We start from the raw sequence: 16817 nt of genomic DNA, 5'->3' as shown, positions 1-16817 counted from the left end.
TGCCACGCTGCCCGCGTCATCATGTGGTTACGCGAGCGGCGGAACTCCTCATCGTCGGGAGCCGTGTGTGCCGCGGCAGTGACGAACGCGCCGTGGCGGTCCATGTAGTCGAAATACTCACCGACCCAACGGCGCACGGCATCAGGATCCGGTGACTGCATCGCCGCGGCACACACGGCTCCCGACGATGAGGAGTTCCGCCGCTCGCGTAACCACATGATGACGCGGGCAGCGTGGAAACTGGGGCAGGCGATCTGCGCCGATGGCCCGCATTCGCCGGAGGTGATCGGGGTCGCCGCAATGGGCATGCTGGACCGCGCGTGGTACGCGGTTCAGACCCAGTCGGTTGCGGTGGACCGAACTGAAATGATTGCGGTGCTTGCAGATTCGGTTGCCGCGATGGCCGGCGCCAAGACGACCTAGCGTCTAATGGCGGATGACCAGCTCATCCTTGGAGCCCGAGGAGGCTGACCGTCGGAGAACCGGCGATGTGGCCCTCCACGTTCGCTTTGCGGTTGACGAATCGCCAACCGTCCGTCGTGTGGATCACTTTGTCCCGGTAGGTTCCCCAGTGGTCGAGCCCATGTACGCCGATGAGTTGGAAGCAGGCGTACGTGGTGGCCGTGCCGTCATCGCCCGGTGTTACGAAGACCGAGCTGAGGTGATGCCGCGCGGGCAGCAGGTCTGCCGACACGAAGGCGTTTCCGGTGCGCACGAAGAAGTCGAGGATCTGGTCGCGACCGACGAGTTCCTCGGTGTCGGTCCTGAAAGTCGCATCGGGCACGAACAACTGCGCAAGCTCGCCCGTCTTGCCGCTGTCGGCGAGGAACTGGTACTTCGCCAGCAGATCGCGCACGCCGACGCGTAGACGCAATTCGAGCTCGTCCATGGTCTCCCCGATCGCCATGTCCTACGCCGGGTGAAACGCGTACGTGAGCAACGATTCGCCGGCTTCCGTCTCCAAGGTGGTCGTCGAGCTCACCATCTGCTGACCGATGCGCAGTTTCGATGCAGGCGCACCGATGATCAGTGACTCGACAAGAACGCGCTCCCCGAGCTGGATGAACCCGACTATGTACGGCCGGAACGCGTCCGGCGAGCGGTGGCCCCTATACGGCAGCGGTGGGGCGAACTCCTGCGTCGTGAAAGTGAAAAGCGTTCCCTCCGTTGGTAACTCGATCGGCTCGATGTCCGCCTGAACTTCAGGGTTGCCGTCGAACAGTTCGGGCCGCTCCGCCGGGAACTTCACCACGCCCGTCGACCGCCGTCGCGATCCCAGGAGGACGGCACGTTCGCCCTCGACCCGAAAAAGATTGTCTGCGATGAGTTGAGTCATGTCATGCCACCTCGATAGCCATTGCGGATCCCATTCCGCCACCCGCGCACATCGACAGCACACCGATGCCTCCGCCGCGTCGACGCAGTTCGTAGATCGCCGACGTCACCATCCGCGCGCCCGTCGCGGCGATCGGATGACCCAGGCTGATACCGGATCCGTAAACGTTGACGATCTCCTCGTTGAGGCCAAGTTGGCGCGCGCATGCCACCGCCTGGGCGGCGAACGCCTCGTTGATCTCGAACAGCGCCACGTCCTCGACTTTGCGGCCCGCCAACTCCAGCGCTTTCGGGATGGCCGAGATAGGTCCGCTCCCAGTGCGATTCGGCGGCACACCGACCGAACTCCACGACAGGACATTGGCCAAGACCTCCTGGTCGGTGTCAGGCCTGGTTAGGGCGACCACCGCCGCGGCGTCGTTGATCCCCGACGAATTTCCTGCGGTCACGGTGAACCCCTCGATCTCGGGATGCAGCACCTTCAGTCCGCCCAGCGTCTCGAGGGTGGTGTCGCGGCGCGGGTGTTCGTCCTCGGCGAAGGTGACCGTCGATCCGTCGGCCTGCGGGACCTGCAGCGGCACGATCTCGTCGACGAAGGAGCCGGCGTCGATGGCCTTCACCGCGCGCTGGTGGCTGCGCACCGCCCACTCGTCTTGGTCCCTGCGCGAGAGGCCGTATTGGACCGCGCAGTTATGTGCCACCGTGATGGACATGTCGAGGGCGGGCGCGTCCGCGGTCGACGGGTGTGACAGCGGGAACCACGGGTCCTCGTAGTCATCCGGCGACTTGCCCGCGGTGAACGGCTTGCGCTTCCGCAGCAGCGGTGTCGTCGAACACGACTCCATCCCGCCGGCCAGGATCGTTCGACTCATCCCCGCCGCAATCTGGCCTGCGGCCACCGCGACCGCGGTAAGGCTCGATGCGCATTGCCGGTTGACCGCCATCCCGGGAATGCCGGTCAGTCCCAGGTCGACGGCGACGTAGCGGGCGCTGTCCCCGCCGCCCTGCAGGCTCTCGGCTAGCACGAGGTCGTCGAAATCGGCTGCGTCAAGTCCTGATCGTTCGATAACCGCGGCCACGACCGGTTTGGCCAAGTCGGTGGCGGGCACGTGGGCCAGCGTCCCTTTGCGGGCAGTGCCGATTGGTGTACGGGCGGCGGCCACGATGGCGGCCCGCGACGTCGTTGACGTCATGTGTCTCCCGAAGGTTGTCGGACGGGCAGCCGATTGGCGCCCTGGTTCGCGCCCAGAGTATACCGTTAAATAGATATCTGTATTAGCGGTCTGACGGGAGTGGGATGAAGACAATCGGGTCGGTAGACGAGGCGGTCGCGGCAATTGGCGCTGAACTCGGGGTCAGCCGGTGGTTCGACGTGGATCAGTCGCGTATCGACCAGTTCGCCGACGTGACCGTGGACCACCAGTGGATCCACGTCGATGTCGAGCGGGCGAAAACCGAAAGTCCCTACGGCGCGACCATCGCGCACGGCTTTCTGACCCTGTCGCTCATTCCTGGCCTGAGCAAGGACAATTACCGCGTGGAGAACGCCAGGATGGGCATCAACTACGGGCTGAACAAGGTCCGGTTCCTGGCGCCGGTGACGGCGGGCAGTCGGGTGCGGGTGCGCTCGGAACTCGCCGACGCGGTGAGAGCGGGTGACGACACCGTCAACCTCACCGTCCGGCACACCGTCGAGATCGACGGGTCGCAGAAGCCCGCCGCCGTCGCGGAGTTGATCGCCAGGTACGTGTTCTGATGCGCGGTGGTCCATTCGACGGCAAGGCGGTCATAACCGGTGCGGGTAAGTCGCAGGTCGGCCGTAGGTTGGGCCGGACCGGGCTCGACCTGACGCTGGAGGCGGTGCTGCGTGCGATCGCCGACGCCGGACTGGACGTCGACGACATCGACGGTATCGCCAGCTACCCCGGGCCCGGAGTGCCCGATCCCGGATTTTCGGGCGCCGGTGTCCAAGACGTGCGCAACGCACTCGGGCTTCGGTCTCGCTGGTATGTGTCGTCGCTGGAGACGGCCGGTCAGGTCGGCCCGGCGATCGAGGCATGCATGGCGGTCACAATGGGACTGGCGAACCACGTCGTCGTGTTCAGGTCTGTGTGGGAATCCACTGCAGCCCAGCAGAGCGGCGGTGGCCGGGCGTCGGTGTTGTTCGGAGGCGGCAAGCTGCCTCCCCACCTCGAGTGGGTCGCGCCGTTCGGCGCGTTGTCCGCGGCGAACTGGCTGGCCATGCCCACGCAGCGGTACATGCATGACTACGGCATGACCCGAGAACAACTCGGTGCAATCGCGATCAACGCCCGCCGCAACGCCGGACTGAACCCCGAGGCCGTCTACCGTGAGCCGATGACGATGGACGACTACCTCGGTGCGCGAATGATCTCCGAGCCGCTTTGTCTTTACGACTGCGACGTTCCCTGCGACGGAGCCACGGCCGTAATCATCTCGCGCAGCGACGCCGCGAAGGGACTGCCTCACCACCCGTTGACGGTGGAGTCCGTCGGGCCCGGCATGTTCGAGCGTGCGACCTGGGATCAGCGTTCTGATCTCACCACAATGGCTGCTCACGATTCATCCGAAACGCTTTGGCAGAACACCACATTGACGCCCGACGACGTCGACATGGCCCAGGTCTACGACGGCTTTTCCTTCCTGACTGTCATGTGGCTGGAAGCTCTGGGTCTCTGCGAGAAGGGCAAGGTGGGTGACTTCATTGAGGGCGGCGAGCGCATCGCACTCGACGGGGAACTACCCATCAACACCAGCGGCGGGCAGTTGTCGGGTGGGCGACTGCACGGCATGGGTTTCCTGCATGAGGCCTGCGTGCAGATGTGGGGCGAGGCCGGCGACCGGCAGGCGCCAAGGACACCCGAAGTGGTTGTCGTGGGGGTGGGTGGCGGTCCCGTCGCCGGCTCGATGCTGCTCAGCAGCCGGTAACGTGGTGTCCGAACCGGACGAAGCGTCGATGACGTTGGCCGACATCGTCACCGGCAATGCCCGACGTTTCCCCGACGTGATTGCGTACCGTCACGGTGATCGCGAAATTTCCCATGCGGCGCTGCGCGAGCGGGCCGTGCAACTGATCTCCGCCATGGCGTCGGCCGGTGCGCGACGCCAGGACCGCATCGCGATACTGAGCCGCAACAGTGTCGAGTTCGGCGAGGTGATGGCCGCTTGTCAGCTGAGCGGAATCATCATGGCGACGGTCAACTTTCGGTTGTTGCGTGATGAGGTGCGCGACGCGCTGGCGCGCGTGCGGCCATCGATAGTCTTCGTCGCGGACGAGTTCGCGCCGATGGTCTCTGACCTCGCGCATGAACTGCAGGCCCGGCCGGTGCTGGTATGCATCGGCGGAGCCTGCCCCGACGGGATGGTCAATTTCGAAGAGTTTGTCGCCAGAGGCGCCCGCGGCGAACCAGTGCTGCGTGCACGACCCGACGACATCGCCTATCTGATCTTCACCAGCGGCACCACCGGTGCAGCGAAATGTTGCATCCTTGGCCAACGAGAGCAGCGACGCGTCGCGTTCACCATGAACGCCGAGATGCGGACGGGTTCAGGCGATCGCGGATTGATCAACATGCCGATGTTCCACGTCGGTGCCATGGCGATCATCGCCGGATTGCATGCCCGTGGTGGAACGGTGGTGTTGCAGCATCATTTTGATCCGGTAGACGCGGTTCGTCTTGTCTGCGAGGAGCGCATCACACTCCTGCATCTGGCGCCGGTGATGCTGGGAGCGCTGCTGGACGCGGTGACCGACGCTCGGGATATCGAATCGCTGAAGACGATCGTCTACTCTGCCGCGCCGATGCCCATAGGCGTCCTCGAGCGGGCGTTGGCGATGATTCCATCAGCCGGCTATCTGAACCTGTACGGGCAGACCGAGGTGATCGTCTCCGGACTGCCCCGCGAACTGCACACGGTCGACGGATCGGACGTCCTGCGATCCGTTGGGTTTCCGTTTCCGGGCTTTCGGGTCCGAATCGTCGGGGACGACGGCGCTGACCTGCCGGTCGGTGAGCCGGGCGAGATTGCTGTGCAATCGAACTCGTGTTTTCGCGGCTACTGGGACGATCATGCAGCGACGCTGGCCACCTTGCGTGACGGTTGGTGCCACACCGGTGACATTGGCACATTCGACGAGCGTGGGCTGCTCTATCTGGTCGATCGCAAGAAGGACGTGATCATCACCGGCGGCGAAAACGTCTACTCACCCGAGGTGGAGGATGCGGTAAGCCGGGTCGAGGGCATCGCAGCCTGCGCGGTCATCGGAACGCCCCACGACAAGTGGGGCGAAACAGTCTGTGCGGTCGTCACCCTAAAGCCGCGAGCATCCGTCACGTTGGAAACGGTACAAGACCGCGTCCGCGGCAAGCTGGCCGGTTACAAGATCCCAAGACGGCTGGTGATCGTCGACGAACTGCCGACCCTGGCGAGCGGAAAAATCGACAAGAAGCGGCTCAGAGCCGATGTCGAACTACGCCACAGAAGTGAGGAGCCCGTATGAAAGTCCGCCTCGAGCAGTCCCGGTGTGTGGGGCACGCGCAGTGCTATGCCGTGGATCCGGAGTTGTTTCCGATCGACGACTCCGGTTACAGCACAGTGGAAGAACACGAAGTCAAGCCCGAAGACGAGCGCAAGATGCGCGACGGCGTCGCGGCCTGTCCCGAAATGGCACTTGTGCTCGAAGAGGGCTAACGCCTTTTTCGTTGATGCCGGGGGATCATACGGCGACAACATCGACCGGCGTCGATCATCGATGTGTCCTTCGCGTGGTGAGGGTGTGGGCGATGCGTTCGAAGTCAACCTCGCCATGCCGTAGGCCTGTCTGCCGCCGAAGGCGTGCGGTCACAGCCACCGGCCCCGCAATCCGTTCACCGGCGGGGTACCGCAGGCCAATCCACCGCAATCCGAATGTGCGCCAGCGGATCTCACTAGGTGCCGATGATCACCGAGTGCGCACCGACGAGGCGCTTTGCGATATGGGTATCGGCGATGCCGGCCTGCCCGAGCTGAAGCACGACGGCGCGATCACCTGACCAATTTCTCGTACTGGCGGCACCGGTCGAGAAGGATCTGCGCTGAACGAATCGGGTGACTGATCATCAGGTCATGGCACGTGCCGACCTCGACTGTGATCTGTACCCCGCCGAGCGCGTCGATACTGCGGCGTTGGGACGCTACGGACAGCGCGCGGTCGCGTGTGGTGAGAATCCAGGTGCGCGGTATGCCTGCCGGCAGGTCACGGCGGTCCACCGGTTCAATTACGATCGCCACCGCCTCGGGGTACAGCCGCGACATCGCGAACTCGCGCTGCTCTCTTGTCATGCCATTGCAGAACGCGTAGCGCGCAGCGAAAGCCGGGACTTTCAGTGGCTTTCCTCTCGCGGCGCCGCGCCGAGCGAACCACGCCAGCGGACCGTCGAGCGTGTCCACGATCGCTTCCCCCTGACGAGGCACGAACGCCGCCGCCAAAACCATCTCACGGACGCGCGACGACCCCAGCCGGGCCACCACCCCGGGCACGGTCACCCCCGCCATCGAGTGGCCCACGATCACCGTCTCGCCGAAACCCGCATCATCGATATCGGCGACCACGGAGTCCACCCAGGCGCCGATGGTGGCCGCCGCCAGGTCACCCGGTTTCGAGCCGTGACCGGGAAGGTCGACCGCGAGGATGCGGAGTTCTGGTTCCTGGCGGCGCAACTCCGCGACGGTCAGATCCCAGCAGTCGCCCGCATGCTCGCCGCCATGGACGAGAACGAGATCGGGGAGCGGCATCCGAAGTCCTCAGCGGAACCGCGAAGCGCGCTTATTGGCGCGGGAGTCGGATTGGTACGCGGAGTCATTGCGGATGTGGAGGCAGGCCACTCCGCGTCGCTGACGCGGGCTCGGCGAGAGATTCCTGCCGGCAAGCATCGAAGCGGTGATGCGGTGCTCGCTACCCAATAGGCTCTCCAGACGGATCATCGACGCGCCTCCTGTCTTCTGTGTCATTTTGTCCAACGGGGTTGAGTGGCAGGGGACCCTTAGCGACAACTTTGCCGAGCAGACCCAGATCGGCACCCGCCTGCGCGGCTGCCTCCAGGCACGCAGCGACGTCCTTGCGAAGGAAAGATCCCGCGAGCTCGGTGAACGGTTTCATGCCGCCGACCTGCTGCATGTGTGCGGCGACGCGACTTCCCGCGCTGCATACCTCGAGTGCGGCCAGCAGGGCATCGGGGGCGACGCCCATCGACGCGCCCAATTCTGTTGCGGCGGCGACCAACTGGGCGTTCGCTGCAAAGAGCAGGTTGTTGATGAGTTTCAGCGCCAAGGCGCTACCCAGTTCCCCGGTGGGGACGATCGGGTTCGCGTAGGCCGCTAATACCGGCGACACCGTTTGCACCGCTCCGGTCGGTCCGCCGATGAGTACGGTAAGGGTGCCGGCGGCGATGTCGTCGGCGGTGCCGCTCACCGGCGCATCGAGGATCGCCGGCGCGGATGGATGGTCACCCAAGGACTTGAGCGTCGTCAGCGTGCCGGTCGTGTGGGAGACGAAGATGCCGCCGCGCTTGGCGTTGGCGATGAAGCCTTCGGGCCCCGATCCGATCTCCATAAGTTGTGCGTCGGAGAACAAGCACGAGATCAGAATGTCGGCGCCAGCGGCGAGTTCGGCCACCGAACCGACAAGTCGAGCGCCGCGTGCTTCCAGGCGATCGCGTACCTCGGGCCGCCTCGCATACGTCGTGACGGGCACGCCGGCCTGAAGCAGGCGCAGCACCATGGGCTCACCCAACTGACCCGCTCCAATGAAGCCGACGGTGTTGGACACTGTGCACTCCTCTCGGTGTGTGCGGCCGCCAGCTTAGTAGACCAATGATTGACTAATTGTGAAAACGGCCGATAACGTCACCTCAACGCAGCCTCGGCAAGGAGCAGCCATGCACGTAAGAATTGAAAAGGCCTCGGCATGGCTCGGAGTGGCCATGCTTGGCGGTTTTCTTGTGATGTTCTGGTTTATCGCCGGACTCATCCCGCCGATGAGCCCCGCTCTTACCGCCGAGCAGACGGCGCGGATTTACAGTGACAACCAGTTGCGCATCCGAATCGGTCTCGCCCTGATGATCCTGCTTGCCTACCTTTTCGCGCCGTTCTTCGCCCTGCTGTCGCGCCAGGTACGCCGGATCGAAGGTTATTGGGGCGTCATGTCTTTGACTCAGCTATTGCTGAGCGTGACGTTCCCGTTCGGCTTCTCGCTGTGCGCGCTGTTCGCCGTGGCGGCCGCGTACCGCCCCGAGCGCAATCCCGATGTGACACAGGCGCTCAGCGATTTGTTCTGGTTCGTCTTCGTCGGAATGGTCGGCCCGTTGATCACCCAGGTGGTCATCCTGGCGTTCTGCGTGTTCATCGACAGACGCCGGGTGCCGAGCTTCCCGCGGTGGTTCGGCTACTTCAACATCTGGTACGCCGTGCTCGGCGTTCCCGGATGCGCCATCTATCTGTTCAAGACGGGGCCGCTGGCGTGGAACGGCATGTTCGCCTTCTGGATTCCCCTGACCGTGTTCTGCATCTGGATGGTCGTGACCGCGATCATGCTCACCAAAGCCGTCGATGTCGAAGCCGCCGAACGGGAAGAGCGCGCGGCGAACCGGGAATGGGAACCCGCGGCGTGATTCTGACATCCATGCGGACGACCGTCGGCGAGCACTCCAGCGTCCGGCCGACCACGCATGTGCCCGGCGAACCCGGCGTATGGATTTTCCTGTTCGGCGACATGGTGGTCTTCGGGGTCTTCTTTGCGACGTTCATGTACCAGCGCGCGCAGGCGCCCGAGCTGTTCGACACGTCGCGGCACACGCTCAGCATCGGCATCGGCCTGACGAACACGCTGGTCCTGCTGACCAGCTCGCTGCTCGTGGTGACCGCTGTTCGCGCAATCCGGCAGTCGCAGCGCGGAGCCGCGCAATTGATGCTCGCCGGGGCACTGGTCTGCGGTCTCATTTTCATCGGGCTCAAGTGCGTCGAATACACGGCCAAGGTCACCGCCGGGCATGTCCCGACCGAGAACAACTTCTACCTCTACTTCTTCATCCTGACCGGCCTGCACCTCTTCCACGTGCTGATCGGCGCGGGCGTGCTCATCCTGCTGCTGACGCAGGCGCGCCGCAGCAGCCTCAGCGCGACGCGGATGGCCGTCGTCGAGGGCGGAGCCTGCTTCTGGCACCTCGTCGACCTATTGTGGATAATCCTGTTCGCGTTGCTGTATCTGGTGAGTTGACCGATGACCTTCGCATTGCTGCGCGCGCGCTCCACCCTCGTATGGCTGGTGCTTGTCATGGTGACGATGTTGTCGTGGGCGCTGGGCGCGGACCACGGAGTCGGTTCGACAGTCGGCGTGGTCGTGCTGGGGCTGGCGGTGGTCAAGGTCCGGTTTGTCGGGCTCGACTTCATGGAATTGCGCAACGCGCCGCTCTTGCTACGGGCACCTTTCGAGGCGTATTGCATCATCTTGTGGATGGTTCTCGCCGGTATGTACCTCTGGCTCTGAGCGGGCGATGGCTGGTCAAGGTCAACGTGCCCGCCGTGGGAGCGCGCCCGGATTGATCCAGGCGGCCGCCCGAGAGGTATTCGCAGAGCGAGGATACGGCGCGACGACACGCGAAATCGCTTCGCGCGCGGGGGTTTCGCACGATCTGATCTTCCGATACTTCGACAATAAGGAAAAGTTGTTCTTCGACGCGGTGGTGACACCTCTGCTGGATGCTGTTGGCGGGTTGCATCAGCGGTGGCTCGACGACCCCACCTTGACGGCAATGGACCATGACCGATTGGTTCGTCGGTTCACCGCGGGGTTCTACGAGTTCATGTCGAGCAATCAGTCGATCGCGCGTGCGATGGTGCACGTGTTCGCCGATGAGTCGTCGGGTGACGAACTCGATCGTGTGCGAGCCCGGATCAGCGCGACTCTGGACCCGATCGTGACACCGATGGAACAGTATCTTTCGGCGCAGGGTCTGCGGACGTCTTCGCCGGCCTTGCAGCTGCGGCTACTGATGTTGTTCGTCGGTGTTGCGGCGACCTTTCTGCGAAACACCTATCCCTCCGATAAAGAGGTGCCGAGCGCAGAAGAGATCATCGATGAATTGTCCTTCATCATCTCGGCAGGGTTGCACGTGTCAGGTCGACCGCGCCGGCCGGAATAGCGGCAGCCAAACATGGCTGTCCGGATCGCCGGTGGGTTCGGTCCAATCCTCGAAGAAGACCTCGACCGGCAGGCCGACGTGGATGTCGTCGCGCGATACGTCGACGACGTTGGTGATGAGGCGGACATCGGGCTCGTCCTCGAGTTCCACCATGGCGACGATGTACGCCGGATCCAAACCGGGAATCCAGGGTTGGCGGTTCACGGTGTACGCGGCCACGGTGGCTCGTCCGGACACCGGTTCTGGGCCAACGTCGGTGCTGCGGCAGCGCCAACACGCCGGGCCCGGTGGGTGAAAGAAATGTCCGCACGCTCGGCAGCGGTAGATCATCAGCTGACCGCGTGCCCCGCCGGTCCAGAAGGCATGCGACTCAGTCGAAGGACTGGGGGCGAGCCGGAAATCGGGCCGGCTGTAGGTGGAATCGATCGACATGGTTTAAACAATAAACTATATATTGGTTTGAGGGACTGCGTGGTGTCGTTCCGAGGCCGTGTAACCGATAGCAAGCGATCATGAGATCTGCCAGTGAGTTCCAACCCGCATATCGCTCAGATATGTCCATCCGGGTGGGGCGGGCACGTCGGTCTCCCGAAATCCATGTGCAGCGTTTGGAGATAAGGCCAAATTCGCCGGTCGTTGGCTGCGCGGCCGTGCGGTGGATTGCACCGATCAAAAGCTATGTGCATAGCCGGATTTGTGGCGTTGTCTCTTGGCGCGGGGGAGCCGGTGTCGGCTGGATAGCCGGCATGAGGACTGCGAGGCTCGGCTCGTGGGCAGGGCGTTCATGCTGTACAGGTTCACCCCGCTCGGAACCCGAGTTCCGTCTTACTCGAAAGTGGTGGCGCGCGTTCGGTGCATCGCCGCCGGACATCTGGACTTCCCTCCACTCGGCCGCGGGCCCTGCAGTCCGGCTGACTACTTGTACAGCGTAAAGGTTGCCGTGTACAGTACTGCGGCCTGACGGGAGGCATGCTCATTCGGCCGGTGATCGGCTTCCCGCCCGAGGTGATGCCCTGTATGCCCGGCGATAGGGACCCGTTCCAAGCACGGTGATCATTCCGCCGACCGAGGAGTCAGCGAAACTCGTTGTCGCTGATGCGATCCATTGTTCGCCATCATCTCAATCATCAGGCGCGCAGCACCGCCCGGACGCTAGGGATTCGCTGAGGTACTTCCGTCGCTGAACCGCCGAGGCTACTCTGCTGAGAACACTGTTCTCGTGCAGCGAGTACGCCGACTCGGAAGGGCTGACGGTGAGCGAGTTCGACTACGTCGTGGTGGGTGGCGGGTCTGCGGGGTGCGTATTGGCTGATCGGCTCAGTGTGGACCCCGGCAACAAAGTCTTGCTCCTCGAGGCTGGCGGCACCGACCGCAACCCGTTGGTGTCAATGCCCAAGGGCTTCGCGTTTTTGATGAAAAACCCGCGCTACGTGTGGGAATACGACGTGGAACCGTTTGGGCCGCACCGACAGCAGGAGCATTGGGTCAGGGGCAAGCTACTCGGCGGGTCGAGTTCGATCAATGGGCTGGTCTACAACAGGGGGCAGGCGGCCGACTACGACGATATCGTCGCCCGCGGCAATCCCGGCTGGGGCTGGGACCAGATGCTGCGCGTCTTCCGGACTATCGAGGATCACAGTCTGGGCCCCTCCGCGGTCCGCGGCGCCGGCGGCCCCCTCGGTGTAAGCGTTATCAACACCCACGACGAGGTCTCCGAGGCGCTGATGGATGCTGCGACCACTCTGGGCATCAAGCGGGTCGAGGACATCAACGCCTCCGACGAGGAGCGCACGGGGTACACCGCGGCCACGATGCGGAAGGGTAAACGAGTCAACTCCGCGAGGGCTTTTCTGCACCCCGCTATGAAGCGACCCAACCTCACGGTGCTGACCGGCGTGATCGCCCAACGAATCGTCTTCGAATCCGATCGCGCCGTGGGTGTGGAGGTGAGTTCGGCCAAGGGCAAGCAGGAGCTTCGAGCCTCCCGCGAGGTGATCATCTCGTGCGGGAGTTTGGCAACTCCGAAGCTGTTGCAACTGTCGGGGATTGGGCCGAAAGAAGTATTGACCGCGGCCGGCGTCGACGTCAGGGTGGACAGCCCGCGAATCGGCGAAGGATTGCGCGAGCACCGGTGCATACCGCTGCAGATGCGGCTCAAAGAGAACAAGGGCTACAACCGGTTTCTGTCCACCCCCGTTGGGCAGGCGCGCGCGGGGCTGCGCTATCTGACCACCCGCAAGGGGCCGATCGGCACCGCCGCCTACGACATGCTCACTTTCATCCGCGCCGACCCGGCGAGCGAACGGCCCGACGCCCAAGTGCTCATGACACCCTTCTCGTTGGGTGTCGGGCCCGTGGACGGGGGCATCGAAGGCCGGGCGGGCCTATCCCTCCTGGGCTTCGTTCTGCGGCCGACCAGTCAGGGGTCGGTGCGGATTCGATCGGCCGATCCCGGTCAGCCGCCGCGCGTCGAGGTCGCATACCTCGAAACCGATTACGACAAAAGGGTATCGGTGGCAATGTTCCGGCGCATGCGGGAGATCGTCGAGCAGCATCCCGTCGCCGACATGATCTTTTCGGAGATCGAACCCGGGCCCGCGGTCGACGACGACGACAGCATCCTGCGGGCAGGACTGCTCTACGGCGGCGCCGGGTATCACGCGTCCGGGGCGTGCGCGATGGGGCCGGCGGAATCCGACCCGTTGGACGCCCGCCTGCGTGTGCGTGGGGTGCCCGGGCTGCGCGTCGTCGACGTGTCCATCCTGCCGACGATGGTGGCGGGCAATCTCAACGGCCCCATCATGGCGATGGCCTGGCGGGCCGCCGAAATGATCCTCGAGGACCGATGACCGATCGACAGTTAGGACAGTTGCCATGACCGCTGTGATGCAAGGGATCCGCGTCCTCGAGGTCGCCGAGCACACCTTCGTTCCCGCGGCTTCGGCGATCCTCTCCGACTGGGGCGCGGAGGTGATCAAGGTGGAACCCGCCGAGCGCGGCGACGCGATGCGAGGCATCATGTCAACCGGCAACCTAGGCCTCGACGGTGGTGCGTGGCATCCGCTGCTTCAACATTCCAATCGCGGAAAGCGAAGCATCGGTTTGGATTTGAGCACGCCCGAAGGCGTCGGCATCCTCTACAAGTTGGCGGCGACCTGCGACGTCTTCCTGACCAACAAGCTGCCCGCGGTGCGTTCCAAGCTGCGCATCGACGTCGACGACATCCGGGCCGCCAATCCCAACATCGTTTACGTCCGTGGGTCAGGGTTCGGCTCGCGCGGCCCGGACGCCGATCGCGGGGGATACGACGTGCTGGGCTACTGGTGCCGCGCCGGGGTGGCCTACGGGGCCAAACCCGTTGAATTCGAGTCTATTCCGGGCCAACCGGCCCCTGCGTACGGCGACTCGATCGGTGCGATGACCATCGCCGGCGGCATCTCGGCGGCACTGCTGCATCGCGAACGCACGGGCCAGCCGCCGGTTGTCGACGTGTCGCTTCTCGCCACCGGGATGTGGGCGATGGGGGCCGCCATCGCGTTGTCGCACGAGTTGAACCATCCTTGGGGCCAGTTCCCGGTCGGCACAGATGTGGGCAACCCGCTGGTGGCCACCTACCAGACCTCGGACGGGCACTGGTTGCAATTGGCATGCCTGCAGGGATTTCACTACTGGCCCGAGACTTGTCGGGTGATGGGCCTGGCCGAATTGGTCGATGACGAGCGGTTCGCCGATGTCGCAAGCTTCGCCGCGAACAGCCCCGTCGCGAGGTCGATCCTCGCCGAGCGGTTCGCCTCTGCGCCGCTTGCCGAATGGAAGCAACGCCTCGGCGACTTCCGTGGCCAGTGGGCGCCGGTCCAGGACTCTATCGAGGTGACCGCCGACCCACAGGTCATCGCCAACGGGTATGTGGTGCAGGCCGAGGCCGCCTCGGGTGACAAGCACCCGCTGGTGGCCACGCCCGTCCAGTTCGACGAGGAGCCGGCACCGACGCGACGCGCGCCCGACTTCAACGAACACGGGGACGCGATTTTGACCGACGACCTCGGCATGGACTGGGACGACATCATCGATCTAAAGGTCAAGGGCGTCGTCGCGTGACCGCCGCCGACGCGTTGGTCGACGAGCTGCGTATCCGCGGGGTGATCGAGCGCTACTGCGCGTTACTCGACAGCGGCGCGACCGATGAACTGCTCGAATTGTTCGACGAGAGTTGTTCCTTCGCCGCGATGGGACGGACCTACCGGGGCCGCGCCGAGCTGGCGGCGCTGTGGGCGGGTCTGCGCCCCACCGACCGCCCTGGCACTCTGCATGCTGTCGTCAATCCCGTCATCACCGTCGACGGCGACCATGCGAGCGCTGTGAGTGGTTGGGCAATGCTGGACCGAAGCGGTCAGGCAGGTACGACGGTCATCGCCCTGGCGGGGCGCTACCTGGATAGATTGGCCCGCGGATCCGACGGGGTGTGGCGCTTCACCGATCGCCGCGTGCAGACCCTTGCCAGGCCGGCGGCGACGGCCGAACAACGCACGTGACGGCCCCGTGCGTCATTGAGATCTCTATATGTTCTCATCATGAGCACTACGTGTATCCGTTAGCCGAGGCCAACGTTATCGGCTAATGGAAACGCCGACTCGCTACGCTGTGGTGTGTGAGCAAATCAGGCACCGACGTATCGGCCTGGTTGACGTCGGCGCCACGGCCGGAGTCGCGCTGGCGGGTGCGCTCGACGGAGCGGGCGACCGAGGATGTGCGCAAACGGGCTCAGGCGCGCAGCGACCGGTTCCTGCACATCGCGCTGGAACTGCTCAGTGAGGGAGGCGCGGAAAATCTCTCCGTCCGAAAGGTCGTCGAACGATCAGGCATGTCACTGCGGTCTTTCTACCAATCGTTCAGCGGTACCGACGACCTTTTCCTGGCCATCTACGAAGAAGCCACGCTCGGCGGCCTCGAGCGGCAGCTGGCCGCGGTCGCCGAAGCGGGCACTGACCCGCTGGATCGCCTTCGGGCCTTCATGCAAGCCGAGTGGTTGGCGTCCGATCCGGCCCCGCCACTATTGCAGCGCTCGTTGGTCAGCTTTCATCAGCGGCTCAGCGAAACCCGTCCGGCCGAGCTTTCGGCCTTGCTTCAGCCCCAGCACCGAGCGCTGACCGAGCTACTTGCCGCGTGCCGTGACGCCGGTATGCGCAGTCCGCCGCTAGATGATTCGACGATCGCGTCGATCTTGCTGCACACGACGATGGAGATGTTGCAAGCGCGCGTGCTCGGCTTCTATGTGGGCGAGAACGTCGCGTTCGACCAGTTCTGGACCTTCTTGGAAACCGCCTTTACCCGGCCCTGACCGGGGCGCGAAAGGCGCGCACCCGGACAAGGTCTGTACTGGGTATCGCAAGCATTGCCTGGGGCTGCGGCGTCGGCTAGCCTCGCATGAGAACGGTGTTCTTCTATAGCGGATACACCGACTCGGACTGCGAGGAGAGTTTGCGGTGAATCTTGACGACATGATCTTGGTGAGCATCGATGACCACGTGATCGAACCGCCGGATATGTTCAAAGGCCATGTCCCCCAGAAGTGGGCGGACCAGGCGCCAAAGGTCGAGCGCAGCCCGGAGGGCATTGATCGCTGGGTATTTCAGGGCATCGAGACCTCGACGCCGTTCGGCATGTGCGCGGTGGTCACGTGGCCCAAAGAGGAATGGGGCTTCAACCCCGGCGTGTTCTCCGAGATTCGGCCCGCCTGCTACGACGTCAACCTGCGGGTGCGCGATATGGACGCCGGGGGCGTCCTCGCGTCCATGAACTTCCCGACCATGGCGGGGTTCAACGCGCGGACGTTCTGCGAGGCGGCGGACAAGGACCTCGCGCTGATCATGCTGAAGGCCTACAACGACTGGCACGTCGACGAGTGGTGCGGATCGCATCCGGGCCGGTTCATCCCGATCGGCATTGTGCCGATGTGGGATCCGGAATTGTGCGCGGCCGAGGTGCGGCGTCTGGCCGACAAAGGCTGCAGGGCCATCAGCGTGAGCTGGGTGGGCAGGATGATGTGATGGTCGATCGGAGCGTCAGGCGCCAGCGTGATCAGGCCGCCGCTGGCCCCGATGTGCATGCACAGCACGCTGCCCGTCTCCGACATCGCGGTCAGCATCGGGTCCCAGTGCTCGTTGTGAAAGCTGGGGAAGCCGAAAGCGTGCGGTGCCTCGAGGAAGCTGATGGCCCTGCAGCCTTTGTCGGCCAGACGCCGCACCTCGGCCGCGCACAATTCCGGATCCCACATCGGCACAA

20 protein-coding genes and 1 pseudogene are annotated in these 16817 nt (G+C 64.3%); 15 read left to right on the top strand and 6 right to left on the bottom strand.

Annotation, left to right across the window (positions count from 1 at the left end; all coding sequences use genetic code 11):
• Window positions 1–159: 159 nt before the first annotated feature.
• Window positions 160–423, top strand: a pseudogene (locus A5709_RS05295) (TetR/AcrR family transcriptional regulator); the annotation flags it as partial.
• Window positions 424–445: 22 nt separating this feature from the next.
• On the opposite strand, the gene A5709_RS05290 reads toward A5709_RS05295, so the two are convergent.
• From A5709_RS05290 to A5709_RS05280, 3 genes are read right to left on the bottom strand one after another with little or no spacing between them, the layout of a single operon-like run.
• Window positions 446–907, bottom strand: a complete 462-nt coding sequence (locus A5709_RS05290; protein WP_231986926.1) for a nuclear transport factor 2 family protein — start codon at window positions 905–907, stop codon at window positions 446–448.
• A 3-nt stretch (window positions 908–910) separates the two neighbouring features.
• Window positions 911–1336 (bottom strand): Zn-ribbon domain-containing OB-fold protein, encoded by a 426-nt coding sequence (locus A5709_RS05285; protein WP_068011733.1) that lies wholly within the window; start codon window positions 1334–1336, stop codon window positions 911–913.
• Between the two features lies 1 nt (window position 1337).
• Window positions 1338–2528 (bottom strand): thiolase family protein, encoded by a 1191-nt coding sequence (locus A5709_RS05280; protein ID WP_068011732.1) that lies wholly within the window; start codon window positions 2526–2528, stop codon window positions 1338–1340.
• A 104-nt stretch (window positions 2529–2632) separates the two neighbouring features.
• Between A5709_RS05280 and A5709_RS05275 the strand changes: the two genes are divergently transcribed.
• The 5 genes from A5709_RS05275 to A5709_RS29070 all read left to right on the top strand — a co-directional run bounded on the left by A5709_RS05275 (window position 2633) and on the right by A5709_RS29070 (window position 6389).
• Window positions 2633–3091, top strand: coding sequence for a MaoC family dehydratase (locus A5709_RS05275; protein ID WP_068011731.1), 459 nt, complete (start codon window positions 2633–2635; stop codon window positions 3089–3091).
• The gene (locus tag A5709_RS05270) at window positions 3091–4284 is read left to right on the top strand and encodes a thiolase family protein (RefSeq protein WP_068118513.1); all 1194 of its coding nucleotides are present in this window, start codon (window positions 3091–3093) and stop codon (window positions 4282–4284) included. The genes A5709_RS05275 and A5709_RS05270 overlap by 1 nt, the downstream gene beginning before the upstream one ends.
• 28 nt (window positions 4285–4312) lie before the next feature.
• Entirely contained in the window at window positions 4313–5857 is a 1545-nt protein-coding gene (locus tag A5709_RS05265) for a class I adenylate-forming enzyme family protein (protein ID WP_068118518.1), read from the top strand.
• Window positions 5854–6048 (top strand): ferredoxin, encoded by a 195-nt coding sequence (locus A5709_RS05260; RefSeq protein WP_068011729.1) that lies wholly within the window; start codon window positions 5854–5856, stop codon window positions 6046–6048. The genes A5709_RS05265 and A5709_RS05260 overlap by 4 nt, the downstream gene beginning before the upstream one ends.
• Window positions 6049–6266: 218 nt before the next feature.
• Window positions 6267–6389 carry a hypothetical protein gene (locus tag A5709_RS29070; RefSeq protein WP_255403417.1) on the top strand — a complete coding sequence of 41 codons (123 nt, stop codon included), beginning with the start codon at window positions 6267–6269 and terminating at the stop codon, window positions 6387–6389.
• Here the strand turns inward: A5709_RS29070 and A5709_RS05255 are convergent.
• Both A5709_RS05255 and A5709_RS05250 read right to left on the bottom strand, forming a co-directional pair.
• Window positions 6382–7131, bottom strand: coding sequence for an alpha/beta fold hydrolase (locus A5709_RS05255; protein ID WP_068118512.1), 750 nt, complete (start codon window positions 7129–7131; stop codon window positions 6382–6384). The genes A5709_RS29070 and A5709_RS05255 overlap by 8 nt on opposite strands.
• A 160-nt stretch (window positions 7132–7291) precedes the next feature.
• Complete coding sequence (locus A5709_RS05250; RefSeq protein ID WP_068118510.1) at window positions 7292–8164, bottom strand: NAD(P)-dependent oxidoreductase; 873 nt, start codon at window positions 8162–8164, stop codon at window positions 7292–7294.
• A 109-nt stretch (window positions 8165–8273) separates the two neighbouring features.
• Between A5709_RS05250 and A5709_RS05245 the strand changes: the two genes are divergently transcribed.
• From A5709_RS05245 to A5709_RS05230, 4 genes are read left to right on the top strand one after another with little or no spacing between them, the layout of a single operon-like run.
• Window positions 8274–9005: a hypothetical protein gene (locus A5709_RS05245; RefSeq protein WP_156767972.1), complete on the top strand. Its 732-nt coding sequence runs from the start codon at window positions 8274–8276 to the stop codon at window positions 9003–9005.
• 11 nt (window positions 9006–9016) lie between these two features.
• Complete coding sequence (locus tag A5709_RS05240) at window positions 9017–9610, top strand: cytochrome c oxidase subunit 3 (RefSeq protein WP_068011735.1); 594 nt, start codon at window positions 9017–9019, stop codon at window positions 9608–9610.
• A gap of 3 nt (window positions 9611–9613) precedes the next feature.
• Complete coding sequence (locus A5709_RS05235; RefSeq protein WP_068011725.1) at window positions 9614–9880, top strand: cytochrome C oxidase subunit IV family protein; 267 nt, start codon at window positions 9614–9616, stop codon at window positions 9878–9880.
• Between the two features lie 7 nt (window positions 9881–9887).
• Window positions 9888–10535: a TetR/AcrR family transcriptional regulator gene (locus A5709_RS05230; RefSeq protein WP_082973785.1), complete on the top strand. Its 648-nt coding sequence runs from the start codon at window positions 9888–9890 to the stop codon at window positions 10533–10535.
• Here A5709_RS05230 and A5709_RS05225 read toward each other — a convergent pair.
• On the bottom strand, window positions 10509–10967 hold the full coding sequence (locus A5709_RS05225; RefSeq protein WP_068118496.1) for a Zn-ribbon domain-containing OB-fold protein: 459 nt from the start codon (window positions 10965–10967) through the stop codon (window positions 10509–10511). The two genes, A5709_RS05230 and A5709_RS05225, sit on opposite strands and share 27 nt — an antisense overlap.
• A gap of 821 nt (window positions 10968–11788) precedes the next feature.
• On the opposite strand from A5709_RS05225, the gene A5709_RS05220 reads away from it, so the two are divergent.
• The 5 genes from A5709_RS05220 (at window position 11789) to A5709_RS05200 (ending at window position 16582) form a co-directional block, all read left to right on the top strand.
• Complete coding sequence (locus tag A5709_RS05220) at window positions 11789–13384, top strand: GMC family oxidoreductase (protein ID WP_068118494.1); 1596 nt, start codon at window positions 11789–11791, stop codon at window positions 13382–13384.
• A 25-nt stretch (window positions 13385–13409) separates the two neighbouring features.
• Entirely contained in the window at window positions 13410–14633 is a 1224-nt protein-coding gene (locus A5709_RS05215) for a CaiB/BaiF CoA-transferase family protein (protein WP_068118492.1), read from the top strand.
• Window positions 14630–15067 (top strand): nuclear transport factor 2 family protein, encoded by a 438-nt coding sequence (locus A5709_RS05210; RefSeq protein WP_067951458.1) that lies wholly within the window; start codon window positions 14630–14632, stop codon window positions 15065–15067. The genes A5709_RS05215 and A5709_RS05210 overlap by 4 nt, the downstream gene beginning before the upstream one ends.
• A gap of 116 nt (window positions 15068–15183) precedes the next feature.
• The gene (locus A5709_RS05205) at window positions 15184–15873 is read left to right on the top strand and encodes a TetR/AcrR family transcriptional regulator (protein WP_067784112.1); all 690 of its coding nucleotides are present in this window, start codon (window positions 15184–15186) and stop codon (window positions 15871–15873) included.
• Window positions 15874–16018: 145 nt separating this feature from the next.
• A complete protein-coding gene (locus tag A5709_RS05200; RefSeq protein WP_156767971.1) occupies window positions 16019–16582 on the top strand; it encodes an amidohydrolase family protein in 564 nt (187 codons plus the stop codon).
• Window positions 16583–16817: the final 235 nt, after the last annotated feature.

Source organism: Mycobacterium sp. E1386, from assembly GCF_001672745.1.
Lineage (GTDB): Bacteria > Actinomycetota > Actinomycetes > Mycobacteriales > Mycobacteriaceae > Mycobacterium.
The sequence above is the reverse complement of the archived record's forward strand: the minus strand, read 5'-3'. Positions and strand labels throughout refer to the sequence as shown.